Origin of the sequence: Pseudomonas oryzihabitans (assembly GCF_007665395.1) — a bacterium.
GTDB classification, from domain to species: Bacteria; Pseudomonadota; Gammaproteobacteria; order Pseudomonadales; family Pseudomonadaceae; genus Chryseomonas; species Chryseomonas psychrotolerans_C.
The window spans coordinates 48,480-75,451 of the sequence record NZ_VDND01000009.1; the positions used below are offsets into that span (position 1 = coordinate 48,480).

Annotated in this window: 23 protein-coding genes; 10 read left to right on the forward strand and 13 right to left on the reverse strand. The window is 52.8% G+C overall.

The window, feature by feature from the left end; translation table 11 throughout:
• Window position 1: 1 nt before the first annotated feature.
• The 3 genes from FSV73_RS18030 to FSV73_RS18040 form a co-directional block, all read right to left on the reverse strand.
• On the reverse strand, window positions 2-991 hold the full coding sequence (locus FSV73_RS18030; RefSeq protein WP_145009319.1) for a biotin-dependent carboxyltransferase family protein: 990 nt from the start codon (window positions 989-991) through the stop codon (window positions 2-4).
• On the reverse strand, window positions 988-1,620 hold the full coding sequence (gene pxpB, locus FSV73_RS18035) for a 5-oxoprolinase subunit PxpB (protein ID WP_222119455.1): 633 nt from the start codon (window positions 1,618-1,620) through the stop codon (window positions 988-990). The genes FSV73_RS18030 and pxpB overlap by 4 nt, the downstream gene beginning before the upstream one ends.
• Before the next feature lie 129 nt (window positions 1,621-1,749).
• Window positions 1,750-3,279, reverse strand: a complete 1,530-nt coding sequence (locus FSV73_RS18040) for an MFS transporter (protein WP_145009325.1) — start codon at window positions 3,277-3,279, stop codon at window positions 1,750-1,752.
• Window positions 3,280-3,560: 281 nt separating this feature from the next.
• Between FSV73_RS18040 and nac the strand changes: the two genes are divergently transcribed.
• Window positions 3,561-4,466: a nitrogen assimilation transcriptional regulator NAC gene (gene nac, locus FSV73_RS18045; protein ID WP_145009328.1), complete on the forward strand. Its 906-nt coding sequence runs from the start codon at window positions 3,561-3,563 to the stop codon at window positions 4,464-4,466.
• Window positions 4,467-4,721: 255 nt separating this feature from the next.
• Here the strand turns inward: nac and FSV73_RS18050 are convergent, their stop codons facing one another.
• From FSV73_RS18050 to FSV73_RS18060, 3 genes are all read right to left on the reverse strand, one after another.
• The gene (locus FSV73_RS18050) at window positions 4,722-6,143 is read right to left on the reverse strand and encodes a sugar porter family MFS transporter (protein WP_437179297.1); all 1,422 of its coding nucleotides are present in this window, start codon (window positions 6,141-6,143) and stop codon (window positions 4,722-4,724) included.
• Window positions 6,144-6,344: 201 nt separating this feature from the next.
• On the reverse strand, window positions 6,345-6,650 hold the full coding sequence (locus FSV73_RS18055) for a Dabb family protein (RefSeq protein WP_145009331.1): 306 nt from the start codon (window positions 6,648-6,650) through the stop codon (window positions 6,345-6,347).
• A gap of 28 nt (window positions 6,651-6,678) precedes the next feature.
• Window positions 6,679-7,545 carry an intradiol ring-cleavage dioxygenase gene (locus FSV73_RS18060; protein WP_145009334.1) on the reverse strand — a complete coding sequence of 289 codons (867 nt, stop codon included), beginning with the start codon at window positions 7,543-7,545 and terminating at the stop codon, window positions 6,679-6,681.
• 170 nt (window positions 7,546-7,715) lie between these two features.
• Here FSV73_RS18060 and FSV73_RS18065 point away from each other — a divergent pair, with 170 nt between their 5' ends.
• Window positions 7,716-8,630 carry a LysR family transcriptional regulator gene (locus tag FSV73_RS18065; RefSeq protein ID WP_145009337.1) on the forward strand — a complete coding sequence of 305 codons (915 nt, stop codon included), beginning with the start codon at window positions 7,716-7,718 and terminating at the stop codon, window positions 8,628-8,630.
• A 52-nt stretch (window positions 8,631-8,682) separates the two neighbouring features.
• On the opposite strand, the gene FSV73_RS18070 is transcribed toward FSV73_RS18065, so the two are convergent.
• The 3 genes from FSV73_RS18070 to FSV73_RS18080 form a co-directional block, all read right to left on the reverse strand.
• Complete coding sequence (locus tag FSV73_RS18070; RefSeq protein WP_145009340.1) at window positions 8,683-9,783, reverse strand: maleylacetate reductase; 1,101 nt, start codon at window positions 9,781-9,783, stop codon at window positions 8,683-8,685.
• 19 nt (window positions 9,784-9,802) lie between these two features.
• Window positions 9,803-10,183: a nuclear transport factor 2 family protein gene (locus FSV73_RS18075; RefSeq protein WP_145009343.1), complete on the reverse strand. Its 381-nt coding sequence runs from the start codon at window positions 10,181-10,183 to the stop codon at window positions 9,803-9,805.
• A 132-nt stretch (window positions 10,184-10,315) separates the two neighbouring features.
• Window positions 10,316-11,230: a LysR family transcriptional regulator gene (locus tag FSV73_RS18080; RefSeq protein WP_145009345.1), complete on the reverse strand. Its 915-nt coding sequence runs from the start codon at window positions 11,228-11,230 to the stop codon at window positions 10,316-10,318.
• Between the two features lie 264 nt (window positions 11,231-11,494).
• Here FSV73_RS18080 and FSV73_RS18085 point away from each other — a divergent pair, with 264 nt between their 5' ends.
• The 8 genes from FSV73_RS18085 to FSV73_RS18120 all read left to right on the forward strand — a co-directional run bounded on the left by FSV73_RS18085 (window position 11,495) and on the right by FSV73_RS18120 (window position 21,437).
• On the forward strand, window positions 11,495-12,376 hold the full coding sequence (locus FSV73_RS18085; protein WP_145009347.1) for a sugar phosphate isomerase/epimerase family protein: 882 nt from the start codon (window positions 11,495-11,497) through the stop codon (window positions 12,374-12,376).
• 57 nt (window positions 12,377-12,433) lie between these two features.
• Window positions 12,434-13,429: an inositol 2-dehydrogenase gene (gene iolG / locus FSV73_RS18090; protein ID WP_144962088.1), complete on the forward strand. Its 996-nt coding sequence runs from the start codon at window positions 12,434-12,436 to the stop codon at window positions 13,427-13,429.
• Between the two features lie 30 nt (window positions 13,430-13,459).
• A complete protein-coding gene (locus FSV73_RS18095) occupies window positions 13,460-14,542 on the forward strand; it encodes a Gfo/Idh/MocA family protein (RefSeq protein WP_145009350.1) in 1,083 nt (360 codons plus the stop codon).
• 96 nt (window positions 14,543-14,638) lie between these two features.
• Window positions 14,639-15,715, forward strand: coding sequence for a multiple monosaccharide ABC transporter substrate-binding protein (gene chvE, locus FSV73_RS18100; RefSeq protein ID WP_222119456.1), 1,077 nt, complete (start codon window positions 14,639-14,641; stop codon window positions 15,713-15,715).
• Between the two features lie 82 nt (window positions 15,716-15,797).
• Window positions 15,798-17,333, forward strand: coding sequence for a multiple monosaccharide ABC transporter ATP-binding protein (gene mmsA, locus FSV73_RS18105; protein WP_145009353.1), 1,536 nt, complete (start codon window positions 15,798-15,800; stop codon window positions 17,331-17,333).
• Window positions 17,330-18,529: a multiple monosaccharide ABC transporter permease gene (gene mmsB, locus FSV73_RS18110; RefSeq protein ID WP_145009355.1), complete on the forward strand. Its 1,200-nt coding sequence runs from the start codon at window positions 17,330-17,332 to the stop codon at window positions 18,527-18,529. The genes mmsA and mmsB overlap by 4 nt, the downstream gene beginning before the upstream one ends.
• A 231-nt stretch (window positions 18,530-18,760) precedes the next feature.
• Entirely contained in the window at window positions 18,761-19,987 is a 1,227-nt protein-coding gene (locus FSV73_RS18115; protein ID WP_145009358.1) for a carbohydrate porin, read from the forward strand.
• A 544-nt stretch (window positions 19,988-20,531) separates the two neighbouring features.
• The gene (locus FSV73_RS18120) at window positions 20,532-21,437 is read left to right on the forward strand and encodes a hypothetical protein (protein WP_145009361.1); all 906 of its coding nucleotides are present in this window, start codon (window positions 20,532-20,534) and stop codon (window positions 21,435-21,437) included.
• Window positions 21,438-21,562: 125 nt separating this feature from the next.
• On the opposite strand, the gene FSV73_RS18125 is transcribed toward FSV73_RS18120, so the two are convergent.
• From FSV73_RS18125 to FSV73_RS18140, 4 genes are read right to left on the reverse strand one after another with little or no spacing between them, the layout of a single operon-like run.
• Entirely contained in the window at window positions 21,563-21,997 is a 435-nt protein-coding gene (locus tag FSV73_RS18125) for a hypothetical protein (protein WP_145009364.1), read from the reverse strand.
• The gene (locus FSV73_RS18130; RefSeq protein WP_145009367.1) at window positions 21,984-23,936 is read right to left on the reverse strand and encodes a hypothetical protein; all 1,953 of its coding nucleotides are present in this window, start codon (window positions 23,934-23,936) and stop codon (window positions 21,984-21,986) included. Before FSV73_RS18130 ends, FSV73_RS18125 begins: the two co-directional genes overlap by 14 nt.
• Window positions 23,933-25,609 (reverse strand): tyrosine-type recombinase/integrase, encoded by a 1,677-nt coding sequence (locus FSV73_RS18135; protein WP_145009371.1) that lies wholly within the window; start codon window positions 25,607-25,609, stop codon window positions 23,933-23,935. Before FSV73_RS18135 ends, FSV73_RS18130 begins: the two co-directional genes overlap by 4 nt.
• 2 nt (window positions 25,610-25,611) lie before the next feature.
• On the reverse strand, window positions 25,612-26,910 hold the full coding sequence (locus tag FSV73_RS18140) for a tyrosine-type recombinase/integrase (RefSeq protein ID WP_145009374.1): 1,299 nt from the start codon (window positions 26,908-26,910) through the stop codon (window positions 25,612-25,614).
• Between the last annotated feature and the right edge of the window lie 62 nt (window positions 26,911-26,972).

Genomic DNA, 26,972 nt, shown 5'->3' on the forward strand with positions numbered 1-26,972 from the left:
GTCAGGCGGATAGCGGCAGGTCGACATAGCGACCCAATTGCCGTCGCAGACCCGACAGGTAGTCATCCAGGCCCTGTTCCACGTCCAGCGCTACTCCAGTATCCGCCGGTTGAAGGCGAATACCGCTACCGATACGGGCCTGACCCAGACGCCACAGATCCACCTCGATCACCCCGGCAACCTTGGGATAGCCACCAGCCGTGTTGGCATCACTGAGCTGAATGATCGGCTCGCCGGCCGGCGGCACCTGAACGATGCCCGGCATCAGGCCGTAGGAGCGCATCTCCATCGGTCGCTTGGCCACCAACGGCGTGCCGGACAGACGAAATCCGGTACGGTCGCTCTGAGCGGAGATCTTCCATGTCTGGTTCCAGAAGCCTTCCGCGACGGCCTCGAAAAGATCGTGCTCGCCGGCAGGAATGGCGCGCAGCAGCAGCGTACCATCGTCCAGGCGTGGAAAAAGCCCGCCCAGCGCAACCTCGGGCGGCGCCACGCCCAGACCTTCCTTGGGTAAGCTGAGCGCAGGCGCTGGCAAAGCCGCCAGCCGGTCACCCCGCTGGAGGGGACGTCCTCCCAGGCCACCGAAGTGGCCACGCAGCGCTGTACTACGCGAGCCCAGCACCAGTGGCACGTCGAAACCGCCACGCACTCCCAGATAGGCACGGGCGCCGCTACGAGGATAGCCCAACTCCAAACGTTGGCCCGCCTTGACCGGCAGCGCCCACCAAGGCGGTAACAGGCGGCCGTCGAGCCGCGCCCGGCAATCTGCACCAGTGAGGGAGATGCAACCGTCCGTGGTGAACGCCAGAGTGACTGGAAACGTTTGTAGCTCCAGGGCCGCGCAGCCTTGAGCATTGCCCAACAGTAGATTACCGATCCGCAGCGCCAGGGGGTCCATGGCGCCGCTCAAGCTCACCCCGATGTCGCGATACCCCTCACGCCCAAGGTCCTGCACGGTGTTCAGTGCACCAGTGGCCAGTATCTCGATCATAGTTCGATCCTCTCGGGTAAAAAGCGTACTTGGTCACCAGGCGCCAGTAACGCAGGACGCTCTGCGGTCGGGTCGAACACCTCTAGCTCGGCAAACCCTAAGCCGTTCCAGCCGTTGGGTCCGGTGAGTGCGGAGATTCCCGTCTGAGGGCCGCCGATGGTCACGGTACCCTTGAGCATGCGCAGCGAGGGCACCTTCTTGCGAGGCACATGGATGCTCGCGTCCAGGCCACCGAGGTAGCCGAAACCCGGCGCACTGCCCAGCGCCATGACTGTGTACGTACCCTGGTGATGCCGGCGGACGACCTCATGATCGCTCAACCCGGTGAAGTCGCAGATCGCAGCCAGGTCGATTGCATGTTCACCGCCATAGCAGGTGGGAACTTCGATCACCCGGCCTGGCTGCCCCAATTCGCCGCCCTCGGCCCAGTACCGTTGCAACTCGCGCGCCACCGAATCCACGGAGGCCGGCGTACGCTTGAGCACTACAAGCAGGTTGGTCATACCGGGAATGAGTTCGGCGATGTCCTCGCGAGGCTTCAGCTTCTGGGTCAGTGCCCAGATCCGCCGTTGGCTCGGCAGGTCCAGGCCACCCGGTGCCTCCAGCAAGAAGGCGCGCGAACCGATCATGGATAGTCGGACCTGGTCCTCAGCCGTCTGCCAAAGGGGCACCAAAGCCGGGGGGGACGAAAAGTAGCTTGCCATGGGCGGGGGGTGTCCTAGTGGGCGAGAAAAGGGCGGGAGGGTAGCGGCCGGCCGCTAGGATGATGCACCGGCCCGGCGGGCGTGCAGGTCGACGGCCGGTAGGCGGCGCAAGATCACGACCGCTACCAACCCCGCCAGCGCGCATCCGAGCAGGCCGACATCGATCGCCTGAACGAGCGCGCCTTGGGCCAGTCTCAGCAGCTCCGGTGAGTGCTGTCCGGCATGGCTCAGTAGGACCTGTGGATCGCGCAATGTCGCATAGGCTGCGTCTCGGCCGTCGGCGGCCAGTCGGGCCCGAAGAAAATAGCCGTATAGTAGATTCACCAGGGTGCTCATCAGGGCGGTGCCGATCAGCCCGCCCACGAGCCGCAACGATTGCTGCAAAGCCGTCGCGATACCCAGGTACTGGCGTTCAGCCAGCGTTTGTGTGAACACCGTCAGGTTGAGCAACACGAAGCCTAGCCCGGTCCCCGCCCCCAGAATCAGCAGCAGCAGCCCTTCGAACGATGCATTCGCGCCGATCACGGACAGGGCCAGGCAGGCCGTCAGCAAAACGCTAAAGCCTAGCAACGGCAGGATGTTAGGGTTGGCCAACGCCATCATGACCCGATTGTTAATCAGGGCGCCAACGGTGATGCTCAACGCTAGCGGTGTGATCAGCAGGCCCGCCGTTGCCGGGGAGTAGCCGTATCCTCCTTGCAGTAGCAGCGGCAGATAGAACAGCAGGGTGAACATCACCCCGCCTGCCAGTAGCGCCAACACGAACAGCAGATTGATCCGGCGATCGGCAAAGAGCGCCGCCGGCAGCAAAGCGTGATGGCTGCGCCGCTCCTGCCAGACGAGCGCGGCCGTCGCCAGCAGACACAACAGCGCCAAACCAAGTGTGAGCGCCAAGCCGCTTCGGCCCAGGCGATCTACCAGCAACTGCAAACTGCCCAGTATGACGACGATCAGAAGCGCGCCAAGCCAGTCGAGGCGGATCGCGCCTCGCCGCTGCGGCCGGTACCAAGGCAGATAGCGCCAGGCGAAGAAAAGCGCCACTAGCCCGAACGGTAGGTTAAGCCAGAAGACCGAGCGCCAGCCGAAGTGGCCGGTCAGATAGCCGCCGATGCCTGGGCCCAGCGCATTCACCACGCTGAACAGGGTGCTCAGCAGCATTTGCCAGCGTAGTCGTCGGCGGGTATCGGAAAATAATTCGGGAATACAGGCGAACGCGGTACCGACTAGCATGCCGCCGCCAATACCCTGCAGCGCACGTCCTATCACCAGCACCCACATTTCCTGCGCCAGGGCGCAAAGTATAGAGGCGAGGGTGAACAGCACCGTAGCTGCCATGACGAAGGGCTTACGACCGTAATAATCGCCCAAACGGCCGAAGATAGGGATAGTGACGATAGACGTTAGCAGGTAACCAGTAGCGACCCAAGCATAGTATTCGTACCCCTGCAGCTGATTAGCGATGCTTGGTAGCGCGTTCCCAATGACCGTCTGGTCCAGAGCGGACAGCATCAACACTAAGGACACGCCGAGCATCGCAAGCAGCGCTTGGCGAAACGTCAGGGAATGCGGCTCGGAAACGTTCATAGCTGACTCAAAGGATAGGTTCGAAAAGCGCGACGAAGGCCCCACTACGCACCCTTACGTTACGAGAACCACGCTATGAGACAAAAGACAACTTCCCTCTGGATGGATAAGGTCGCCTTATGGCTAGTCATTTAAATTGCACCAAAATGATGCAATGAACGCATTAACGCCCTCTCCCGACCCTTTATTACTCACTAAAATAGATCTACCGCTACGCGAACCACCAATACCAGAGCTGGCCTGACGATTGCTGAGAGTTGGCAAGACTCTAGAGATCCACTATGAACCTCCGTCGCCTAAAGTACTTCGTCAAAATCGTTGATGTCGGTAGCCTGACCCAGGCCGCCGATATCTTGCACATCGCCCAACCAGCACTCAGCCAGCAGCTGGTAACCCTTGAAGCGGAGATGAAGCAACAACTACTCATCCGTACAAAAAGGGGTGTAACCCCAACCGATGCAGGCAAAACGCTCTATGCTCATGCCCAGCTTATCCTCCGCCAATGTGAGCAGGCACTCAGCGACGTCACTTCTACCGGGCACCAGCTATCTGGAAAAGTATCAGTCGGCCTCGCACCGGGCACGGCCGCGTCTGCATTAGCCGTGCCGCTATTGCAGCACGTGCGCGCGACTCATCCAGGTATCGTGTTGTACCTGAACGAAAACTTCGGTACGACGCTAAGCGAGCTCATTATGAATGGGCGAATGGATATGGCCGTGCTCTATGGCGGGCGGGAGCTACATGGCCTCTCGTTTACACCTCTGGTGAGCGAACAACTCTTTCTCGTCAGCGCCGATCCTGCCATCGCAGGCAGGGAGGAGCTGACCTTCACTGATGCAGCCGCTTTGGATCTACTTCTACCCCGCCCTTATAATATAATTCGGCAGCTTGTCGATGAAGCAGCCGTCCGTGCCGGATGTAATATCCGAGTAATTGCTGAAATTGAATCTGCCACTACTCTATCAACTGCAATCTCTCAGCGCTTTGGTGCGACAGTTCTCCCGGAATCAGCCGCCCGCGCTATGCAGGAGACTAGACGAGTCCATCTTGCGAAAATCATTCATCCAGAAATACAAGCCCCCCTCACTCTGTGTCTATCTGACCACTTGCCACTTTCAGTTCCTGCGCAGGCCGTGAAAGCAGTACTCTTGAACCTCGTTGAAAAAATGAAGGTCCCAGCAAATTAAATTGATAAGACTTGGTGCAGGTTTCCCTTGAAGCCTAACGATAGACGTTCACCGAAGTTCTTCAAAAAAATAAATTAATAAAATATTTTGCCTGACAGCCTTGCCGCTCCCTGACACATAGAAATTTGCGGTGTTAGGCGATGCTTCCTAAAGTGCAGGCTGAGTTTGGCTATTGCTTGTATTTTTTATTTATGTGGTTTTCATATCAGCTCCTACACCAGTGCAGGAGCTGAGTAAACGGCAACTTTATACTAACTATAGTTCTTTCCTCATTACCCTCTCGATTTCGACTAATGACTTGCCCTTTGTCTCAGGAAGGCAGCTTATTACAAAAATCAATGACAGTACATTCAAGGCAGCAAAAGCATAGAATGTCTTCTCGCCGAAATAGCCCAAACACATTGGAAACAAGAAAGTGACCAGAGCATTAAACAGCCACTGTGAGGACACCGCCACCCCAGACAGTATCCCGCGGACGCTATTGGGAAATAACTCCGACATTAGTAGCCAGTACACTGGAGAGATACACATCTGCATGGAAAACAAAAAAGTCAAAATCGTAGCCAGTGCTGCCCAGCTTTGCACAGGGCTGGGTGGAAGCAATTGCATTATGGCGCCAAGCGTTATTTGAGCGAGAATAACGATTACCAAGCCTAGCATCAACAGGTGCCGCCGCCCCACATGGCCAATAGCCCAGATACCAAGCATGGTTGCGATGACAGAGACGACGCCATTACCTATTGTGGCGGTCAACGCTGCATTAGTCCCAAGCCCCGTCGTCTTTAGAATGATTGGGGTGTAGTACATAAACGCATTGACGCCAGTGAACTGCAAGACGAAGCCAAGGCCGATGCCAATGCACAGCAACTTCACTACCCATCGTTCTTGAAGCAACTCCTTTGCCGGCGGCCGATGTTTTGCTGCCTTATCGTGAGCTCGCATTTCCTCTACTTCCCGACGCACCTCTTCGGGCGTGTCGCGTAGCTTCAGAAGCACCTGTTCCGCTTCTTTGATCCGGCCCTTCGACGCCAGCCAGTGAGGTGACGAGGGTAAGAGGAATGTTCCGAGGAACAGCAACACGCCTGGAACCATGGCGATGATTAGCATCGTCCTCCAGATGCCAGACTGATGGAAGAGATAGGCCAGCAGCGCACTCAGCGCATAGGCAAGCAGCTGCCCCGTAACGATCATCAGTTCATTGCGGCTTACCAAGCGACCACGCTTCAATGGGCCGGCGATCTCGGCGATGAAAACGGGCACTGTGGCCGAACCACCGCCTACGCCTATCCCAAGGACGAAACGCATGATGGTCATGACTATGACGTTTGGCGCCAAGGCTGTACCGATGGCACCGATCACAAAGAGGACGGATAGGAGGCGCAGAGTGGTTCGACGACCGAATCGATCAGAAACGTAGCCACACGCCAGCGAGCCAATGGCGGCTCCTACAATAAGAGAAGACGCGACTATCCCCTCGGTGAAGGAGGTAAGCCCGAGACCGCCCTGCGAAACTGGCAGGCTCATGAACGGCAAGGCTCCCGCGATAATACCTGTGTCGTAGCCGAAGGCTAAAGCACCCATAGTAGCGACGAGAACAGTGATAAAAACTAAGCGCCGGCCTGAATGATTTCGGCGAGTTTTTTCGCCCGTAGCTGCTTGCATGATGTTGGAAATCAAGTGGAACTCCTCACCAGGATCTAATTATTGGAATGATGCAAGTACCCTGAGGGATGGCATCGATAGGTCTGGCTGGGCTCGTTCCTCCTGAACAAAGCGCGTGGCCTGCTGCAAGGTCAAATATGTGAGCCACTCGGCCTTGTTCTCAGGTGGCGTTGAGAGTCGGCCGATTGGAAGTTTCTGCACTACTTACTGAGCCCCCTAAGAAACGTAATCGACTTGGTGCCTGGCGATGCGCAGATTCCCCAGCTCTTCTCTGACGCGCAAATGAGCTGGGTGAATGGCATAGTCCGCAAGAGCTTGCATCGAATCAAATTCCGAGTACAGAACCACATCGCATGCATAGTCGATCCGACTGATATCGACCCCGATTTCAAGAGTGCGTAGCCCAGGTATCAGATCGCGAATGCCTTCAAAGGCATTTTTCAGCTTTTCTATATTTTGGGATCGCTCTGTTGCGTTTTCGCCTTGTAAATTCCACATGACGATGTGCTTGATGCTCGACATAGGTGCTCCGGGCGGGTGGCATACCCGCTTAGTGGGTCTTTTTATTTAGAACAAAGCCGAAGTCGAGCGTATAAAATGGCTCGTTACTTTCGAAACCGTAAGGGGTAACGCCGGGCTCATGTTGAACCCAGTCTGCAATAAGCGAAGAGCGCACGCCAAAGACCGCGTCAGAATCTAAATACTCACCACCTTCCCGGAAGACATGGGTAACCAAACGCTCATAACCAGGAGCCGAAATCATGAAGTGAAGGTGAGCCGGTCGCCACGGATGTCGGTTGAGCGCCTGGAGCATCTTTCCTACCGGCCCATCATGGGGGATGGGGTATGCCTCAGGCACGATGGTCTGGAAGTGATAGTGCCCCTCGCTATCTGCCCTTAGTACGCCCCGACCTTCATAGTGGTCCATGCCGTCCTTCTGAACGTCGTAGAACCCTGCGTCGTCAGCCTGCCAGACTTCTATCTCGGCGCCCGGAATAGCTTCTCCGTCAATGCCCTTGACGGTGCCTCTGACGAACCAAGGAGTGCCTTCCAACTCAGCGCTGATGTTTTCGCCAAGCTCAAAGATGGGAGCGCTGGCCACATGGAAGGGGCCGAAGACGGTGGCTTCAGTACATCCAGCAGGCTTTTTGTGGTTTTGCGCAGTCACCAATGTCGACAACCCGAGCGTATCCGAGAGAAGGATGAACTCTTGCCGAGTCGGAGAGCAGATTTGGCCGACGGCGGTAAGAAATTCGATGCCCTTTTCCCATTCAGCTTCGGTGAGCTGCACTTCACGAGCGAAGGTGTGAAGGTGCTGGACGAGGCAGGTGAGGACCTCATGAAGGCGCGCATCGGGCGTCTCAGCATTGCGGGCGATCACTGCCTGCGTGATGGTTTGTTCATCAAGATTTCGCATTACGCATGTTCCTTGGACTTGTTAGGCGTGTTGCTTCGCTTGGCAGCCTTCACGAAGGCCAGCCGCTTTCAACAGCAATTTGTTTAAGCTAAAGTGCTCGTTTGTGGAATAAAACCCCACAAACGGAATTCTTTATTTCAAATAAGAAAAACTGACGAGGTGACTCTTCCTTGGACCGATTCCTCGAGCTGGAGCTATTCGTCTACACCGCGGAGCTGGGAACCCTGAGCAAGGCGGCCGAGCGGTTGGATATCTCGAATGCGGCAGCGACTCGTCATCTGGCGGCGTTGGAAGCGCGCCTAAACGTCCGGCTGATCGAGCGAAATACGCGGCGCCTGTCTCTCACCAATACGGGCCACGATTTCTATAAAAGGTGCAAGGCAGTTCTAGCCGAGCTGGGCGAGGCCGAGGCATCGGTCAACGCCAGTATGGTCGAGCCGACAGGAACCCTCACTGTCACGGCAACGATCTCATTTGCCATGCTGCACCTGGCTCCATTGGTGCCCGAATTTCAACGGCGGCATCCTGGGCTGCAGATGAAGCTGATCGGTGCGAATCGATACTACGACATCATGGATAGCGAGATTGACCTCGCTGTCCGCACCCGGGAATTCGAGGCAGACTCGAATATCGCTATCCGCAAGCTGGCCACAACACGTCGCGTACTGGCTGCCTCACCACGGTATCTGTTGTCCCGACCCAAATTACGTACACCAGAGGACCTGGTTGAGCATGAGCTGTTGATCTATAGCCATGCCAATCATCCGAACATCATGGAGTTCACCCAGGAGGATCGATCGGTTACGGTCAAGGTCCAGCCTAGCTTGGAAAGCAATGATGGCCAGATCGTCAGAGCAGCAGCATTGGCTGGTGCGGGGATACTGGTTCAGCCCAAATACATCATCTACGACGATCTGCTTGCAGGGCGTCTAATTCCGGTGCTGGATGACTGGCATCTGCCACAGCTGACCATCAACCTTGCCTTTCAGAATCGGCGATTCATGCCTGCGAAGACCCGCTTGTTTATCGACTTTTTGACCGACCACTTCCACCGGAACGAATACGAGCGGTACTGGACCAGATAAAAGGCCCTCGACCTAGCGAGTGGGCTAGGCCGAGGGAAACACCAAGCCCCCGCTACGCGGGACGTACGCCCTGGAAAGCGTTCTGTAGCAATCCACGGATGCCGTCGCGTTCGATCGGGCGTGGATTCCAATAAGGGTTGGATAGGGCGATGTCGGTCGCTTTATCCAAGTCGGGTTCCGTCAGGCCTAGCTCAGCCAGCGTTGTCGGCGCTTGTAGTTCTTTGGCGAGGTCATAGAGCGCGGCGCCAGCCGAGTTTTGGTCACCTCCGAGTGCTCGAACGATCCGCGCGGCGGCTTCAGGAGCGGCCTCGGCGTTGTAGGCGATTGCGTGAGGCAGAACCACGGTGTGCGTTGGAGCGTGTGGAAGGTTGAAGCTACCCCCAAGCGTGTGACAGAGCTTGTGATGAAGCGCCATTCCAACGTTCCCCAGCACGAGGCTGCACAACCATGCTCCGTACAGGCAGTCAGCGCGCGCATCGAGGTCGTCGGGAGATCGAACGACGCGTCGTAATCCTTCAGCCATCGCACGAATACCTTCCTCGGCCATCAATGACATGACCGGGTTCCCATCCTGGGCGTAGAGTCCTTCAGCGGCATGCGCGATCGCGTTCATCCCGCTGGTGACCGACAATCCTACCGGTAGAGAGACCGAAAGCTCTGGATCGTAGATGACCGTTTTCGGAAGGACTCTGATGTCCTTTCCCGTCTTCTTCAGCCCGTTTTCAGTGAGCCCATAGACTGGGGTCATTTCTGAGCCCGCGTAGGTTGTCGGAATGGCGAGAATGGGCAAGCCAGAATCAAGCGCAATGGCCTTACCAAGCCCAGTAGTAGATCCGCCGCCGATAGCGACTGCACAGTCTGCATCCAATTCTTTTGCAACCTGCCGGGCCTCTCTCGCTGTCTCGATAGGCACGTGCATGACGGCCTTGTCGAAGACGCCAGCAGCGCGATCCCCAAGCTGCGCAGCAACACGTTCAGCTTGATCGCGTTGTTCCGGGGTCGAAAGAACCAACGCCCGTCGAGCACCGAGCCGATCGATTTCGCTCTCGAGCTGCTGTAGTGCACCTCTGCCGAAAACAACGCGGGCAGGCAGCCCTGTATAGGTAAAAAATTTAGATGCCACTGTGAGATTCCTCTGGTCGTGGAAGTACATCTCCGGCCGCAGGCCGATGTTATTTGAGAGGGGTAGCCTGGTAACTCCGTAGCTTCCATTCACCATTGGTATGGATCCAGGTAGCCGCAGCCCGGTTGTGATGCGTCTTGGCGTGACCATTCACGCTCATGGCGCAGTTCATTTCACCCACGACGAACGCCCACAAACGGTCGATTTCGAGATGCTCGATCGGATGATCGATGTTGTGGTAGTCGTAATAGCCGCTACGAAGCTTCTCTAGATAGCTCTCGAGAGTGTCGACTAGGCCGCTGGTGTGGATGTATAGCAGGCGAGGATGGGCAAGGCGCTGGAAGGCATCGCAGTCTCCCTCCACCATGGCCTCGTAGCGTTGACGCTCAAGCTCGCGAATGTGCTGGGCTGTTTCTTGTTCTGGGTGCATAGCCGCCTCAAAGAATGATGGTAGCCATCCGGCAACCGATCACGACTCGTGTTTAAACGAGCCTATATTTTCTGATTTGGCTATTAAACGAACAAAATGAAAATCTTTATTCCATTTTTGAAATTATCGCGATCACTGTGTCCATAGACGCTCGTAGTTGTTGTCACGAAACCGAGTGGCTAGCGCTTCGATGAAGAGCCTCACCTTGGCCGGCATGTGCCGTCTGGTTTGAAAAGCGATATTCATTGTCAGCCTCGGCAGATCCCAGTCATCCAGGACAGGTATGAGGTCGCCTTTGACTAGCGCGTCGTAGACGATGTACTTGGGCTGGACCAGGATTCCCATGTCGTGCAGTGCTGCTCGCAGAACGATCTGGCCGTCGTTCGTTGAAATGAACGGCCTAACCTCCACCGTGGTTGCCTCGCCGCGCCTCTTGAAGGGCAGCGCGTTAGGATTCAAGGCGTAGTCGTAAATCAGCAGCTTGTGCTTGAGCAGGTCGAATGGTGTCTGTGGGGTTCCATACTGCTCCAGGTAGGCCGGCGATGCTGCTAGCACCCGCCTTGTCTCTGCAAGTCGCCTAATGGTGAGGTTGTTGTCCGCTTCGAACTGACGAGTTCGAATGGCCACGTCGACATTGTTTTCCATGACGTCCAGATAACGGTTGGCAGCTACGATGTCGACCGTTATCTCGGGATAGCGCGCCATGAACTCCGGCAGGAGCGGCTCTATGTGGAGTAGGCAGAACGACAGTGAGGCCGTCACCCGAAGAACACCGCTCGGTTTGACGACTGCTTCCCGAGCCACGGCTTCGGCTTCTCTCACATCCGCCAGAACTGACTTCGTCCGACGATAGAACTCAGACCCTACTTCCGTGAGTGATAGCTGACGGGTGGTGCGCTGCACCAGCCGTACCCCCAGACGCGACTCCAATGCCATCAGATGACGACTCGTGGCAGACACGGAAAGCTTCAGATTTTCGGCTGCCTTGCTGATGCTGCCTGCGTCTGCGACGCCGACAAACACCTCAATCTCTTTGAATGGATCCATGTAATTTTCCCGCTAGGTGGGAAGCTGTATCCCATTACTATAGGTTTTTTCCTGAAAAGAGAGAAACTAGACTCCGGATCAACCAGATAAGAACAATGACTGGAGACACCGATGCATCGACCTATCCTGATGCGTTCCCAAGAGGCCGACCTGCCGCCTCTCGAATCGGTAGGCATACTGCCTCACCGAATCTCAATCCCAGCTGAACCTCTCTGAGCCCCTTTGGCGGACGAACGTCTGTCCATTCGAAACACGGAAATGCAAATGAACAAGAACAATGTTGAGTTGATCGCTTCCTACTGGACTATCGCCGGCGACACCTACCCAGGTGCCTCCAGTGAAATCAGCCCCTACTCCCTGCAGCAACGCGCTGAGGCAGCCTCCAAAGCCGGCTGGAAGGGTATGGGCTTGGTCTTCGAAGACATTGTCAGCGCTGTGCAGAAGCAAGGCATGTCGACTGTTAGGAAAATCTTCGACGATAACGGCATCACCCATCGTGAAGTCGAGTTTCTTGTCGACTGGCATCTCCAAGGCGAGCGCAGGGCGTTCTCCGACAACATCCGTGATCAGCTGCTGGATATCGCTGGCGAGCTCGGCGCTACCCGTATCAAAGGCGCAGGCGGGCTGTTCGAGGAGGGTGATCCCGACGTACCCGTAATGCGCGAGGCGTTTGCCGTGTGGTGCGACAAGGCAGCTGCCTATGGCGTAGATGTGGCGCTCGAGTTTCTACCTTTCTCCAGTGTGAACACCATCGATAAGGCGCTGGCGGTAACTCAGGGGGTGCGTCCAAACGGCGGTGTTCTCGTCGACACCTGGCACGTAGCACGCGGCGGTATGAGCTACGACGAGATTGCGAAGATCCCGGTTGATCTGATCAAGGGGGTTGAGCTCAACGATGCCGACGCCACCTTGGTTGGTGACTTCTTCAATGACTCCACCCATCACCGCAAGCTGTGTGGTGAGGGAGATTTGAACACCGCTGCGTTCATTCAAGCCATCGTCGACCGCGGTTACACCGGCGCCTACGGCGTGGAGATCATTTCGAAAGAGCTGAGAGCCATGCCGCTCGAGGTCGCTGCCAAGCGTGTCTTCGAGACGACGATGGCGCAGTTCGAAAACATCCGCTTTCCAGAAGTAGCTGCCTGAAGCAGGCCATCTCTCAAAAACAACACGTGCGCTAACGCGCGGTACAGGAGAAACAACATGGTTGGTATAGCGGTTCTTGGCGCAGGGCGCATTGGCAAAATTCACGCAGCAAACGTCGCTGCCAATCCATCGGCTCGCTTGATCGCGGTCGCCGATCCGTATGCCAGTGCAGCTCAGAGTCTGGCCGGGCAATTGGGTGCAGATGCGATGACCGATTGCCTTGCAGCGATCGATCGAAACGATGTCCAAGCCGTTGTCATCGGCACGCCCACTGATACCCACATCAACCTGATGTTGCACGCAGTACGTCAGGGCAAAGCAGTCCTCTGTGAAAAACCGATCGACCTTGATATGGCAAAAAGCCAGGCGGCCGTGGAGGAAGTCGAGCGCCTCGGTGGCAAGGTAATGCTCGCCTTCAACCGCCGCTTTGAAACCACCTTTGCTGCGATGCGTCGTGCAATCGAAGCCGGCGATATTGGCGAAGTTCGCCAAGTCATCATCACCAGTCGGGATCCAGGTCTTGCTCCTGAGGACTACATCAAGCACTCGGGTGGCATCTTCCGCGACATGACGATCCATGATCTGGATATCGGTCGCTGGCTCCTGGGTGAAGAACCGGTCGAGCTGATGGCGATGGGAAGCCGAGTCGTCGATCCGCATATGATGGAAAAGTACGACGACTACGACACCGCCATGGTGCAGATGCAAACCGCATCCGGTAAGCAGTGCCATATCAACAACTGCCGCAACAGCGTCTACGGCTACGACCAGCGCATCGAGGTCTTCGGCTCCAAAGGCATGCTGCTGCAGGACAACCTCCGGCCTACCACTCTGCGCCGCTGGACCCAACATGCAACCGACGTGCGCGATCCGCTCCTCAACTTCTTCCTCGAGCGCTACACCCAGGCCTACAAGGGCGAACTGGATGCCTTCGTCCAGGCCCTGCTGGATGGGAACGCCCTGCCAGTGACCGTCCAGGATGGCCTGAAGGCACTGCATCTGGCCGATTGCGCTATCGAGTCCGCCAAATCAGGTCGTCGCGTTCGCGTTTAACGCCCTTCCCGTACATCTGAAGGAGGCTCCATGTCTCAGCACACCCCCAAAACCCTAGGCGTCGCCTGCCTGGGTATCACCCATCCCCACACCTCCGGGCGGGTGAAAGCGTTCAAGCGGATCCCCAACGTTCAGTTCTTGGGCGCGTACGACTCCAGCCCATTGCTTCAACCCTTCGTCGAAGCAATGGAGCTCGAAGCGCGCACCAAGGAAGAGATTCTGGCGGACCCGAACGTTCATATCGTTCTGGTCCATCCCAAGAGCTATCTGATGGCCGACTGGGCAATCGAGGCCCTGGAAGCCGGTAAGGCGGTACTGTGCGAGAAGCCTGCTGGCCGCGGCTCTCAAGACACGCAGCGCATTGTCGAGGCAGTGGAGCGCACCGGTGGCTTGTTCCAGGTCGGCTACTGCTGGCGGTTCGCGCCATCCATTCAAAAGATGCAGGAGGTTCTCCAGAGCGGAGAGCTAGGTAAGGTCCTGCAGGTACGTGCTCACGCGGGATGCTCCCACGATGAAGCGGATAGCGACCACATGAAGCAACCAGGGGATCGCGGCGGGGCCTTCTATGTGATTGGTTGCCATACGATCGACCGCATCTTGCTGCACTTCGGCAAGCCGAAGTCGCTCAACGCTCGGATTACCAAATTCCCCGGGCAGATGAGTGAAAGCGCGCGTGAAGACGCGGCCGCGGCCGTTCTGAACTATGACGACAAGATGGTAACCATCGACTTCATGTCCTGGGATCCGCTGCCTTGGACCGAAAGTTGGGATATCACCGCGTACGGCACCCACGGGTCTATCCATGCGCGTCCGATGCCGGCGTCCTACAAGATCTATCACGACGGCAAGAATGGTCATCAAGAAGGGTGGACCACTTGGAGCGAAACCAGCTTCCCGGAAATCTGGGCCACCCGAAAGACCGTCTATTCCCCAGACGTGGCGGAGATCGGTAATCCCGTCTACTTCGATCGCGAAGCTTCTGCCTTCCTCGATTCGTACAGCAACGGCAAGCCGTCACAGGTTCCTGCGACGCAAGCCCACAACATCAACCTGCTGTTGGAGGCGATGTTCGCTTCCGCCGAGAAGGACGGTCAGGAAATCCTACTGACCTGATGTCGGCACATCGGCCGGCTGCTGCGCTGATGCAACCGGCCGATGCTCAATCTGAACCATAGCCGCAACAACAACAAAAACAGAAAGGATATGAAGATGCGCAAGCTGATCAAGGTGGTCGCGCTCGGTGTCATGGCGCTCGCAGTAATTTCGTGCTCGAAGAAAGACGATGCAGGGAAAGGAGCTATCGGGATTTCGCTGCCCTCGAAAACCGAGGCGCGCTGGGTTTCGGATGGCGACAGCATGGTCGCCGCGCTCAAGAAGATGGGTTACGACACCGATCTGCAATTCGCCCAGTACGAGGTTCCCACTCAGCTCTCCCAGATCGAGAACATGCTGGTGAAGGGCGTGAGGGCCCTGGTGATTGCTCCCATCGATGGCACCACGATGGCAGACGTCCTGCAACAGGCCAAGGACAAGGGCATCAAGGTCATCTCCTACGACCGTCTAATTCGCAACTCCGGCAATTTCGAGTCCTACGTCACCTTCGATAACTTCCGCGTTGGAGCGCTGCAGGGGCAGTCGATCGTTAAGAACCTGGGGCTGGACCAGGGCAAGGGACCGTTCAACCTCGAGATCTTTGCCGGCTCCACCGACGATAACAATGCCCACGTGTTCTATGCAGGCGGCATGTCCGTGCTCAAGCCCTTCATCGATAGCGGCAAGCTGGTCGTACGAAGCAAGCAGATCGAGCTGAATCAAACGGCGACGCCGAACTGGGATGGTGGCCAAGCGCAGGCGCGAATGGACAACTTGCTGAGCGCTTTCTACAGCAATGGTAGTGCTCACCTGGATGCCGTCCTCACCGCCAATGATCAGTTGGCTATCGGTGTAATTTCCTCGCTCCGAGGCGTCGGGTATAGCTCGGGCAACCTGAAGATGCCGGTCGTCACCGGGCAGGACGCAGAGATCCCGAGCGTGAAAGCCATCATCCGCGGTGATCAAACCTCAACGGTTTTCAAAGACACCCGTGCGCTGGCTGATGCCGCCGCTCAGATGATCGACAACACCCTTCAGGGCAAGCCTGTCGCGATCAACGACACCAAGTCCTACAACAACGGCGTCAAGGTCGTTCCGACCCAGTTGCTCACGCCGGTGCTGGTCAACAAGGACAACTGGAAGCAGGTACTGGTCGATGACGCGCATTACTACAAGGAAGACCAGCTGAAGTAAGTCCGGTCCAGAGTTCGAGCAGTCGCCGGTAGCCGCGGTCTCGGCTATCGGTGCACGCCGATAAGCGAAGCAGAGAAGCACAATGACAAAAATGATTCTCGACATGCGCGGCATCCAAAAATGCTTCGGGCCTGTGAAGGCGCTGAGCAATGTCAGCCTGCAGGTGCGGGAAGGCGAGATCCACGCAATCTGCGGCGAAAATGGCGCGGGTAAGTCGACGCTCATGAAGATCGTGAGTGGTGTCTATCCGTACGGTAGCTACGAAGGTGCGCTGCACTATGACAACCAGGAACGAAAGTTTTCGAACCTTCGCGACAGTGAAGCTCTTGGCATCTGCATCATTCATCAGGAGCTTGCGCTCGTGCCGATGCTGTCCATCACCGAGAACCTGTTCCTCGGTAATGAGCGATCCAAATACGGCGTGATCGCCTGGGATGAGGCACATCGTCAAGCTCGGGAGCTCCTTAGCCGCGTAGGCCTCAACGTGGAGCCCCAGACGTTGGTGTCGCAGCTTGGTATCGGCCAGCAGCAGCTGGTCGAGATCGCCAAGGCGCTGGCGAAAGATGTCCGGTTGCTGATCCTCGATGAGCCAACGGCAAGCCTCAATGAAAAGGATAGTGACACCCTGTTGCGCCTGATGCTGGAGCTTCAGGAGCGTGGTATCACCTCGATCATCATTTCGCACAAGCTGAACGAAATCTCACGGGTCGCGGACAGCATCACCGTCATCCGCGATGGCGCGACGGTGGACGTGCTTGATTGCAACGCTACCGACGTTTCGGAAGATCGGATCGTCAAAGCCATGGTTGGGCGAGAGCTGTCGGATCGCTATCCGAAGCGGACATCCAACCTGGGCGAAGTCATGTTCGAAGTTCGGGATTGGTCAGTCGCGAAGCCAGACCGGCCGGAACAGGACTTCATCAAGAACATCAATTTTCACGTCCGTCGCGGCGAAGTTGTCGGCATAGCTGGCCTCATGGGAGCCGGGCGGACAGAGCTCGCCATGAGCATCTTCGGCAAGGCATTCGGTACCAAGATTCGCGGCCAGGTACGCCTTAATGGCGAAGCAATCGATGTTGGCACCGTCCGCAAGGCAATCGACAGGGGCCTCGCGTATGCCACTGAAGATCGCAAAGGTCAGGGGCTGGTGTTGGGCGATGGAATCGCCAAGAACGTCAGTCTGCCGAATCTGGCCAAGCTCTCTGAAAAGGGTGTCGTCAAGGAGCATGAGGAAGCCGAGGTCGCTGGTGGCTACCGCCAGAAGCTTCGTATCCGCAGCGCGGACGTACAGCAGCCTGTTGAGCACCTGTCGGGCGGCAACCAGCAGAAGGTGGTGCTGGGCAAGTGGCTCTTCGCTGATCCGGAAGTACTCATCCTGGATGAGCCGACACGAGGCATCGATGTAGGCGCCAAGTACGAGATCTATTCGGTCGTGAATGACGTCGTCGCAGCCGGCAAATGCGTAGTGATGATCTCTTCGGAAATGCCAGAGCTACTTGGCACCTGCGATCGAATCTATGTGATGAACGAAGGCCGTTTTGTCGGCGAGTTTCCCATCGCGGCTGCATCGCAAGAGCGAATCATGCACGCCATCATGAAAAATGAGGTCCTCTCATGAGTGAAGTAACGGCTCCCCTGGCGCAGAAGCGCAGTTTGATGCCATCCCTCAAGCGTAGTGCTCGGGAGTACGGACTCCTGGCGTCGCTGCTCGTGATTGTCGTGTTCTTCCAGATCGCAACAGGCGGCGCGCTGTTGCAACCGCTAAACCTGACGAACCTGCTGCTGCAGAACAGCTACATCGTGGTCATGGCGTTGGGCATGCTGATGGTGATCGTCTGCGGTCACATCGACCTGTCTGTGGGCTCAATCGTAGGGGTCATTGGCGCGATTGCGGCAGTACTGATGGTCCAGATGAAACTGGACTTCATCACCACCTCCATTATCTGCATTCTTGCAGGTGGAGTTATTGGTGCGGCTCAAGGCTACTGGGTAGCGTTCTGGCGTATGCCGTCCTTCATCGTGACGCTTGCAGGAATGCTGGTCTTCCGCGGTGCAACCATCGCGATCTCGGGCGGCCAGTCGATAGGACCCTTTCCTGCAAACTTCACCGCTATCAGTTCGGGTTTCATTCCGGAGCTGTTGGAAGGTACCGGGCTGAAGCTGACATCCCTCCTGGTCGGCATCCTGGTGGCAGGAGCCTTTTGGGTTGTCGAACTGCGCAGCCGTAAACGCCTGGCTCGCAATGGCGGTCAGGTCGGCTCGAAGGGATTGTTTCTGCTGAAAAACGGCGTCCTTACCGCCTTGATCGTCTTCTTCTGCTACCAGTTGGCGACGTATCGCGGGCTGCCAACCGTACTGATCATCATGAGCGTGCTGATTGCCGTCTATACGTTCATCATGAATCGGACCGTTCTCGGACGCTGGATCTATGCGGTCGGTGGCAACCTCAAGGCGGCAAAGCTTTCGGGGATCGATACCGCGAAGGTGACTTTCTTCACTTTCGTCAACATGGGCATCCTGGCCGCAATCGCTGGGCTGATTTTCACCTCTCGCTTGAACAGCGCAACACCCCGAGCCGGCCTGGGCTTCGAGCTCGATGTGATCGCCGCAGTCTTTATCGGCGGTGCTTCGGCATCTGGTGGTGTGGGCAAGGTCGTCGGTGTCGTAATCGGAGCCTTCATCATGGGCGTTCTGAACAACGGTATGTCGATCCTAGGTATCGGTGTCGACTACCAACAGATGATCAAAGGCGCCGTGCTACTGGCAGCAGTTTTCGTCGACGTCTATCAAAAGAATAAGGGTAATCCCGCCTAACGGAAGCGAGAAGAAAAGCCGGGCATTGCCCGGCTTTTTTTATGCTTGCTGTTTTTCCATAATGAAATACAGATTTTATTATTTGACGCTTTAGAGGTGACCTTTAGATAGCTAGTATCGATAGCGGCTGGATATCGGAGGCGTAATATCCGCCATAGAGCCTGATGCATAAGAGGTATATGTACGATTCTAGGCTATCCAAAGGACAACAATAAAAATGACGGGATCAAGATGAAAAAAATAAAAGTAGTCAGTTTCGCGGCGGTCGTAGGCATTGCCGCCTCTCCGATGTCATACGCTTTCGAGACAACCGGATATTTCCGTACAGGGCTCGGTGATTCGAGTGGGTCGGATTCAATGCGTTGTTTCAAGCTTCAAGGGGCGCAAGCTAAATACCGGCTCGGCAATGAATGCGAGCAGTATGGTGAACTTGCGGCTAAGCAAGACATCCTGAGCATGAACGACGGATCGACTGTAGGCGTTTTTGGAATGGCGAGCTTCTACAACCGCTATGACAAAACGCCCACATTCAACGGTGACAATGGGGAGATTCGCGCACCCCAGGCTTACGCCTATTGGAACAATATCGCTGCATTAAATGGTGGTAACGTCTGGGCTGGTCGTCGGTATTACAAACGAAATGACATCAGCATCAATGACTTCTTCTACTGGAACCAGAGCGCGACGGGCGGTGGTATAGAAGACGTCCTGATTGGCGGGCTGAAGTACAGCATTGCCTTCTCGCGCAAGGATAACCAGAACCAGAAGGACTTCGTTAATCGCTATGACTTCAACGTCGCCGGCTTCCAGACAAACCCCAACGGAAGTTTGGAGGTCGGCCTTAGCTACCTGGACAAGCCCAGCAACCAGCAGAATGCGAATAGCGGCATAGCAGTAACGCTGCAACACAAACAGGTCGACTTCCTCGGAACAGGTGGATTAAACACCTTCGCTGTTCAACGCGGGCAGGGTCCTGGCACAGCGCTAGGCAGTACTGGCGATCCAACCTTAAGCAGTGCCGACGTATCCTACAGAGTCCTTGATTACTACACCTGGCAGATCAGCCGTTATTGGGGCGGCCAGGTTGCGGCGCTTTACCAAAAGGATGAGCGTCCGAACGGAAGTGATTTGCGATGGACGTCGATCGGCGGACGATTGGTATACGGCATCACTGATCAATTCAAATTTTCTACCGAACTCGGTCATGATCGTGTCCAGGCTCCGGGAGGCACTCGAAAGCTGACCAAATTGACGTTGGCGCCTACCTGGTCTCCCAAAGGTCCAGAGTTCAAGACCCGACCGGAAGTTCGCCTGTTTTACACCTATGCCGCTTGGAACCGTGCCGCGCAAGCGGCGGCAGATCAGTTTGACCCGGGAACGGCGCTGTCCAGTACTGGAACCTTTGGCAATGACCTTCATGGCTCGAACATTGGTTTTCAAATCGAGCAAGGCTGGTAATTAGCCACATAAATGAGCTGGTGTTATTTTCTTCTTTAGCTGGCGAGCAGGTGTTATCTAACAACCAGCTAAAGAAGCTTTGGCATAGCTCGCGAAATCGATTTTAGAAGAGATTCTTCGAAGCCTTCAAGGATGTCGATTAGGCTGACGAGATTGACCATCGTAAACTTAGGAGCGTGATGCAACGAATTGTTAGGCCAATCATGCCTCTGCCTCTACCTTTTCATCTCCCTCTTCCCTACTTGTCATTGATCTTATACGCTAAAAAAGTCGCGAGCCGGGTCCGTTTTGGTGGACTGCAACCGCATAGGGACAGCTTGCTTCATCCGGTAAAAAAGCTAAAGGTCATTCAAAACAGCCCTCGAGTGCTACAAAACACCCAACGCGAGCGGCTTTGGATAAAACTCTTCACTAAGCCAAGCTTTGGTGTTAAAAAACCGTCCAACAAACATGGCAGTCTAAACGCTGACTAGCTTTTGGATTTTACGATAACTGAATGGTTAGCAGCGTTTGGTTAGCAAACCAGCCCCCACGAGGCAGATAAATGACAAAATTATGGGAGCCAATCAATGGCGTTTACACAGCAACCTCTCCTCTGTTTTCTTGGGCACAACCATTTTTGAATGTTGATGGAGCAGCGTGGGTGAGCGCAGTGATTAGCGCAGGATTTGGCGCGGGCGTGGGCGCGTGGATGGCCGGGCGTATCGCCGATAGGACGAAACTCAAACACGATCTTCTCTCAGAGATGCGTAGCGTCGACATAGCCATAACCATATGTGCGTCGACAATAGATCTCGCAGGATCCCTGAAAAAGCAGTATTCCTCAGAGATACTTAAAGAATTCAACGAAGCTGTAGCCGCATTCGAAGCATACAAAAAAAACGAGAACAGAAATTCTATATTTGAACTAAGAATAAAAAACCGAAAGCTCCAAACCATAGAGCCGCCGATTTCTGAACTGCAAAATCTTGTGCTCAAAGACATGAGCACCTCACCAAATGGGGTGAAATCAATCATAGCGTTAAGGGATAGCGTAGGCAATCTCAACGGAATGATAAGCGCCTATAATACTCTATTGGAAGCATTTAAAAGTGGCAACCTCCCTCATGGGTTTAAGCCAGAGCATTATTACCTATCGATCCCTATTGGCGGCGTAGTGAATGATGAATACGGCTCTGCTGTAAAGGGCATAGCGACTTACACAGACGATGTATTATTCTTCGCATACAAGCTTTCAGGCTGCCTTACACTACGAGGAATCGAAGTTTCTAAAGAATACAAAAAAACGTTCGGTGAAAAACGATTTACGAGAGAGCTTTCGCTATTTGACGAAAATGTAGGCTTGATACCTTCTGACCATGCGTATGAAGGATGGATGCGAGGATGGGAGAGCAATCTACCAAAGTCAGACAAAAGGAAAAGATTTTGGAAGTTTCGCAAAAAACGGTAAGTCTTATTTTACAACAAGGCGAGAGTTACCACGGTGAACTGATAGCCAAATTGCTCAGTGCCCAGATAACCAAATCCCTGAGAAAAAATTCTTATCATTTCGATAGTGCGAACCTGATTTTTTAATCATAGAAACGTGATATTTGTACGAGGCTTATCATCTTTTTTATATAGAGATAACTCCTTGTTTAACTCTAAAATTTTCGCATGCGCCTCTATCAGAAGGCTCTGAGCAATATCCCGATCACGTTTTAGTATAGCAATTATGCTTTTAAGCCGTTCTTCCCTACACCTAGATACCTTTTTTACACCTTGACTGTTTGAGGCAGGGTTAGAGTATGTGCTGGAAACCCATTCTTGAATTTCAGAAACTAGATTAGGATATCTACTCTTTTTAAGAGCAGACGGATCCCTTCCAGCCTCCTTAGCAACATTATTTTGTGAGACTTTTGCACCACTAGGAAGAACAGACGGCCTTCCAACCTTCAGTCGGTAAAAAGCACTCCTAAAATCGTCCTCAGCCGTGCCTTCGACGGTGGCTGATTTATCAGTAGACTTCATAAAGCACTTTCTCCAGAAACTTTACCTGTCGTCCCGTCGACGATTGAAGTGCTTCGTCTTCTTCAAGGCTATGCATCTCTCTCAAATCCTCTAGAAGGCCAGCGAGCATTGGCCGTTTGGATCTATCAAATAGTGCTTTGGAGCAAGACATGCATTCCTCAATATTATCTATACCTCCAGACGGGCAAAATTCTGTACTAAGGCACAGACCTGCCATGGTAGGACGCAAAGCAATCTCTCCTTTACGCGCCAAGCCTGCTATTTTTTTAAGATCACCCACAGACATGAATGAAACGAGGATATTTTTGTTTGCTTCGCCTAGGGGAGAAATGAACCTATCTTCTTTAAGCAGTAGAGCCTCACGCGCGATGCCGTCAAATACCTCAGCACGAAATTCATTTACCATACTTCTATCAAACGTAAACCGTGATGAGTTTCGACCATAGTAGAACGCCATTTGTGGAGTCAAGTGCTTCAATTCATACTGCAACGATCTATTGCTGACCAATCCAGAGCATGCAGCATTCACGGCAAGCGTTCGACGCAACTGATGTAACGAAAGACCCCACGGCTGACCGACTTGTACTTTAGTCGCATTTAAGGAATCTGTGGCAGAGAAAGCCTCGTGCATATCTTCCGCAGTGACTATGAGATCATCAGTATTGAACAATCCAGGACAACGCTCTTTCCATCTTGAATAATCCAAATTCAGAAGAAAGATAGCATGATCAGAAACGTGATCTCTGCATCCACGCCCCCAAGGCTCGTAACTACCTATGGAGAGCAATGGATCAATGACATCCTGCTCACTTAATTGAAGTTTCGGATTGTGCTTAGCAATCCAAATTCGAAGCTCGGCAATCTCTTTCAACACCTCAAAAGCAACCTTCACTTTTGAAGAAGTTATCCACTTGGCATTATCATCGCTGACAGCTTTAGTAGTTCTTCCTCTTATTAAAAAAATCTCGCCAAATAGATTATCATTCTCTGAATAAAGTGAAGAGGCCCTTAAGCTTTGTAATTCCTGCTTTCTAAGCCCACTATAATTTGCAATGTAAACGTTTCCTATAAAAACCATGGCGCTCAGATATTTTGACAGGGTTCTGCCGGCGGTCCGAAAGCCATTGTACTTGTAGTCAGCCCCCCACTTACTGAGTAGCTCATCCAAACCAGCATCAATTATATACTGGCGAACTTTGTGATTTATGACCTTAAGCGATTTACGATCGCACGCCTGCTTAATTTCGAACGCTCTTTCAACACCAAAAGCATCTAGATACAAATTAGAGATATCGATGAATACCTCACGTATGCGATTTTTATGCAACACGAAGTCTAAGAGCGCTTCAGATAAGCGAGACGTTTGGTAGGTCCAAATACGCGTGGGAATATAGGGCGTCTGAGAAATAACGACAGGCAAATCGTTGAGAAATGCTCGATTCACACTTTGTGGCGACAGTATGAAAAAACCTAAATCTTCCTTAAGATAGTATATGTTTAATAAAAGCTGTCTTGTGCATTCTTTTTTTGAAGAAAGACACCGAGCTGAGACCTCATCTATAACTCTAGGAAAATTTTCAAGCTCATCAATTAATATACCTTTTTCATCACACAATCTAAATATGCCTAGCAGACAGTTAAAATAATGACGCAAAGTCGAAGGGCGTATCGGGTGCGAACCTTTCGCATAAATAAAGTAAAGTAGCTCCCGAAGACGCTTTCCATTTTCGTCGTTTAGTCTGATTTTTTTCGACGGGTCGTTTCCGAAATGAACTTTAATAAATCCACCCGACCTACCGGGAAATCTCCATTCGGCATCTCCGTACCTGGACAATACGGCGCCATTTGACAACTGAACTATCGGATGGTCATTTGCTGGAGGGAATTGACGCGAAAAACCAACTCCACATATAAGATTATCATTGGAGGATAATTTCATTTGACTCCACCATTAACAAGAGCAATATAGAGCCGCCACCTTGGATGATAATTTTCCTGTAGAACATTTTCATTAGCCAAATCAATAAATCCTTGGCATTTTGAGTTTTGGCCCGAAAATGCAGTTAGAATCTCATCAATCCTTGTGAGCAAAATTTCGTATTGCTCAAGCACAGGAGGCAAGGAAGAGATGTTTTTTAAATTAACACTCTCAATTAACTTTAAATATCGATAGGAAATGAGCGACCATACGTAGTCATAGCTCGCTACGCCGCTATAACTGGTACAAAAAAGACATGCAGCGACATTTTTACAGTCTGGAAGAAGTAGAGAGCCTTCATAGCCATCAACCCTGCCGGGGATCTTGGAACACAGCCCGAGTGCTACGGTCGGGCTTGTCTTATCCAATAAGGTAAAGAAATTCTTCCATTCGATCTTGGCAAGCGAAGGATCAGGTTTCGAATAATTTCGGTAAAGCGTCTCTACGGTGTGCTGCATCATGTCAGCCACTACGCGCGGCGAGCCCCCTCTCTTTAACAACCAATTGCTTTTACTTTTCCTTAGTTTCATAGGTGATACATATACGCGACGTGCGCGAATCAATGCGTTTTGTAACGTTCTCAGGCCTTTGTCGTTAATGGTCGAGTTCGACCTATTGATATTTAATGGAAACAGTTCATCCCGATCTACGTATAATTTCAGATGCTCTCTAAACTCAAGATATTGCTTAAAGTGTGACAGATACTCTGGATATAAAAAAAAGAGGACATCACCTTTTCTGCGACCTTTGTACTTTCTTACTTCGTAACCGCCTTTCCAAGATTGAAACCGGTAATCACCTAAAGTTAATTCAATGGCCTGCCCTAGATTCATAGCCGTTTGCGCTATAAAATACGACAATTCGGCTTGAATCCTTAGGTTCACCAGAGGAGATCTTTTTTTTAACAAGACCTCTGCAGATATCGGCGCTCTATTTCTAATCTCTTGAGGGCGTATCATTCTATATGGTTGTTTCAAGCTACATGGGAGCTCTGCCCAAAATCCATAGCTTCCAAAATAGACGCGAACTGGCAGTGCTTGTAGCATCCTCTCTATAGTAAGCTCTTCGATTATAGCGAGTAGATCTGCACAATAGTCTAGAACTACCCCCTCGCTGATCGATAAATCTCGCTGTTGTTTTTGCCGGCGGTCAAACCTTGCGAGTCCTGCGAGTTTTTTCAGTTGAAACGGATCAGCTATACCCCTTAAGAAGGTTTTCATGACAGTCATAATCATGTGATAGGCACGCCCTCCGCTCACCTCACCTTTTCTGACTTCCTCGTACATATAGTCTGTCCACGCCGCAAAGACTTTCGTTACAGACGTAACATTTAAACGCAAATCGTAGTCGTCAGCGAATCGGAACATCCTGGATAGAATGATCATCTCTTCGCTTAATCCGCGCAAACTTACACCACTTTCCATTTTATTGACGCAGTTGTTACGTAGAATCCTGACTAATTTCAAACGCGCGGTATCAGGGTCTGAATACGACCCTGAACTGGCAGAGGTCATGAACACCCGATATGGTACTTTAAATGCATTTTTATAAAGACATCTGATAAAGAAATTTGCAAATGAACGGCTCTGACCAAAGCTAAATGAGACTTTTAGATCTGGGTATTTATCCAACATGGTCACTTTCTCTCTCGAACAGAGATGGCATGCTGGATAACGTCTCTAGTGAAGTCATCAGCCCATTTGCTGAGCACACCGTGTTCCTGAACAAACTTTATATAACGCATTGATGTACTCTCATTTTTATGCAAAAGAAGTTCGCGCACCAGCGCGATAGCTCCACCAATATTTTCACCACAATTCGCTAAAGCAATCTCTGCAACGTTAGTAGCAAACGTGGCTCGTGTCTGGTGAAATTTAAAATGATGAGTACTTATAGATTTTTCGCCTATTTTCTTTCTTAACCGAGACATTTCTACATCGACTGTAGGATGTCCTAACTTTTTTTCGTCATAGTAACTTCTCCCGTTTCTATTCAAGAACACATGCCCTTTATTTAGCGACGGAGCTTTCGCCGCCCTTATTAGCCGCCGAGGGCTTTTAACATAGACGAGAAGCTCCATGAGAAGAAATCTCGGAATGATAACTTCTCCATTTACGTTATTTTTTGTCTTAACTGGAGCCCCGATTGCGCCAGGGCCAATCCTGATCCAGAAGAGCTCTGGCGTCGAATGATGGCGAAAGGCTGTCTCTAGCGTTTTGATTTTTAAATCGCAAATACTTCCAATACGCATACCGGTATAAAACCCGAGCAGCAACATCAGATACAACTCAATTGATGCGCGCTCCTTCGCCACTTCAAGTAAAGCGTCGCGATCTTCTTTACTAATAGGTTGAAGCCCGTCTTCGAGAATCGTTCCTCTTCTAGACCTATTAGGAACCGCCAAGCGAGACGACCTTACCTTTAATTTTCGTATCAATCCGTTCGAGGTTATATGGCTAAATGAAATTTCAGTATCAGCGCATAAATTTTCCGGCGCTTCTATAACACCTGAATCCTGCGTCCACCTGTAAAAATTTAATACACTATTCATCCTGAAAGATGCTAGTGACGATGCGATCTGCCCTTTATTTCTCTTATCGATCAAATATCCTCTATACATGTTTAGAGGCCTGACGGATTCTCGATAATTAAATTTATCCCAAGCTAACTCGTATTCTTCTAAAAATCGCATATAAGCTAGCAAACTCTTCGCAATTGATACGAGAGTTAGAACACTTATACTTGACCTTATAATTTCATTCACACGACTATGAAGATATAGGTTTGCCGCGTTCCATGGAAATCGATTCTTCCAGTAAAGTTGAGGAAAGCTATCTACCTTTACTTCTTCGCTAATAGCCTTGTAATCAAGGATATTGGCGAAGTCGAAATCTGGATGAATAGGAGAAAACACTATTAGCTCTAAACGCGCCATATCTCTCTCCTAGATGCTTTGTCCACAGGCTAGCATGTAGGGGTGACATGTCCATGCACGCT

What these genes read in the sequence shown, in the direction of transcription:
- FSV73_RS18030 (WP_145009319.1), bottom strand. Translation starts at nt 991, where the DNA reads ATGATCGAGATACTGGCCACTGGTGCACTGAACACCGTGCAGGACCTT.
- pxpB (WP_222119455.1), bottom strand. Translation starts at nt 1,620, where the DNA reads ATGATCGGTTCGCGCGCCTTCTTGCTGGAGGCACCGGGTGGCCTGGAC.
- FSV73_RS18040 (WP_145009325.1), bottom strand. Translation starts at nt 3,279, where the DNA reads ATGAACGTTTCCGAGCCGCATTCCCTGACGTTTCGCCAAGCGCTGCTT.
- nac (WP_145009328.1), top strand. Translation starts at nt 3,561, where the DNA reads ATGAACCTCCGTCGCCTAAAGTACTTCGTCAAAATCGTTGATGTCGGT.
- FSV73_RS18055 (WP_145009331.1), bottom strand. Translation starts at nt 6,650, where the DNA reads ATGTCGAGCATCAAGCACATCGTCATGTGGAATTTACAAGGCGAAAAC.
- FSV73_RS18060 (WP_145009334.1), bottom strand. Translation starts at nt 7,545, where the DNA reads ATGCGAAATCTTGATGAACAAACCATCACGCAGGCAGTGATCGCCCGC.
- FSV73_RS18070 (WP_145009340.1), bottom strand. Translation starts at nt 9,783, where the DNA reads ATGTACTTCCACGACCAGAGGAATCTCACAGTGGCATCTAAATTTTTT.
- FSV73_RS18075 (WP_145009343.1), bottom strand. Translation starts at nt 10,183, where the DNA reads ATGCACCCAGAACAAGAAACAGCCCAGCACATTCGCGAGCTTGAGCGT.
- FSV73_RS18080 (WP_145009345.1), bottom strand. Translation starts at nt 11,230, where the DNA reads ATGGATCCATTCAAAGAGATTGAGGTGTTTGTCGGCGTCGCAGACGCA.
- FSV73_RS18085 (WP_145009347.1), top strand. Translation starts at nt 11,495, where the DNA reads ATGAACAAGAACAATGTTGAGTTGATCGCTTCCTACTGGACTATCGCC.
- iolG (WP_144962088.1), top strand. Translation starts at nt 12,434, where the DNA reads ATGGTTGGTATAGCGGTTCTTGGCGCAGGGCGCATTGGCAAAATTCAC.
- FSV73_RS18095 (WP_145009350.1), top strand. Translation starts at nt 13,460, where the DNA reads ATGTCTCAGCACACCCCCAAAACCCTAGGCGTCGCCTGCCTGGGTATC.
- chvE (WP_222119456.1), top strand. Translation starts at nt 14,639, where the DNA reads ATGCGCAAGCTGATCAAGGTGGTCGCGCTCGGTGTCATGGCGCTCGCA.
- mmsA (WP_145009353.1), top strand. Translation starts at nt 15,798, where the DNA reads ATGACAAAAATGATTCTCGACATGCGCGGCATCCAAAAATGCTTCGGG.
- mmsB (WP_145009355.1), top strand. Translation starts at nt 17,330, where the DNA reads ATGAGTGAAGTAACGGCTCCCCTGGCGCAGAAGCGCAGTTTGATGCCA.
- FSV73_RS18115 (WP_145009358.1), top strand. Translation starts at nt 18,761, where the DNA reads ATGAAAAAAATAAAAGTAGTCAGTTTCGCGGCGGTCGTAGGCATTGCC.
- FSV73_RS18120 (WP_145009361.1), top strand. Translation starts at nt 20,532, where the DNA reads ATGACAAAATTATGGGAGCCAATCAATGGCGTTTACACAGCAACCTCT.
- FSV73_RS18125 (WP_145009364.1), bottom strand. Translation starts at nt 21,997, where the DNA reads ATGAAGTCTACTGATAAATCAGCCACCGTCGAAGGCACGGCTGAGGAC.
- FSV73_RS18130 (WP_145009367.1), bottom strand. Translation starts at nt 23,936, where the DNA reads ATGAAATTATCCTCCAATGATAATCTTATATGTGGAGTTGGTTTTTCG.
- FSV73_RS18135 (WP_145009371.1), bottom strand. Translation starts at nt 25,609, where the DNA reads ATGTTGGATAAATACCCAGATCTAAAAGTCTCATTTAGCTTTGGTCAG.
- FSV73_RS18140 (WP_145009374.1), bottom strand. Translation starts at nt 26,910, where the DNA reads ATGGCGCGTTTAGAGCTAATAGTGTTTTCTCCTATTCATCCAGATTTC.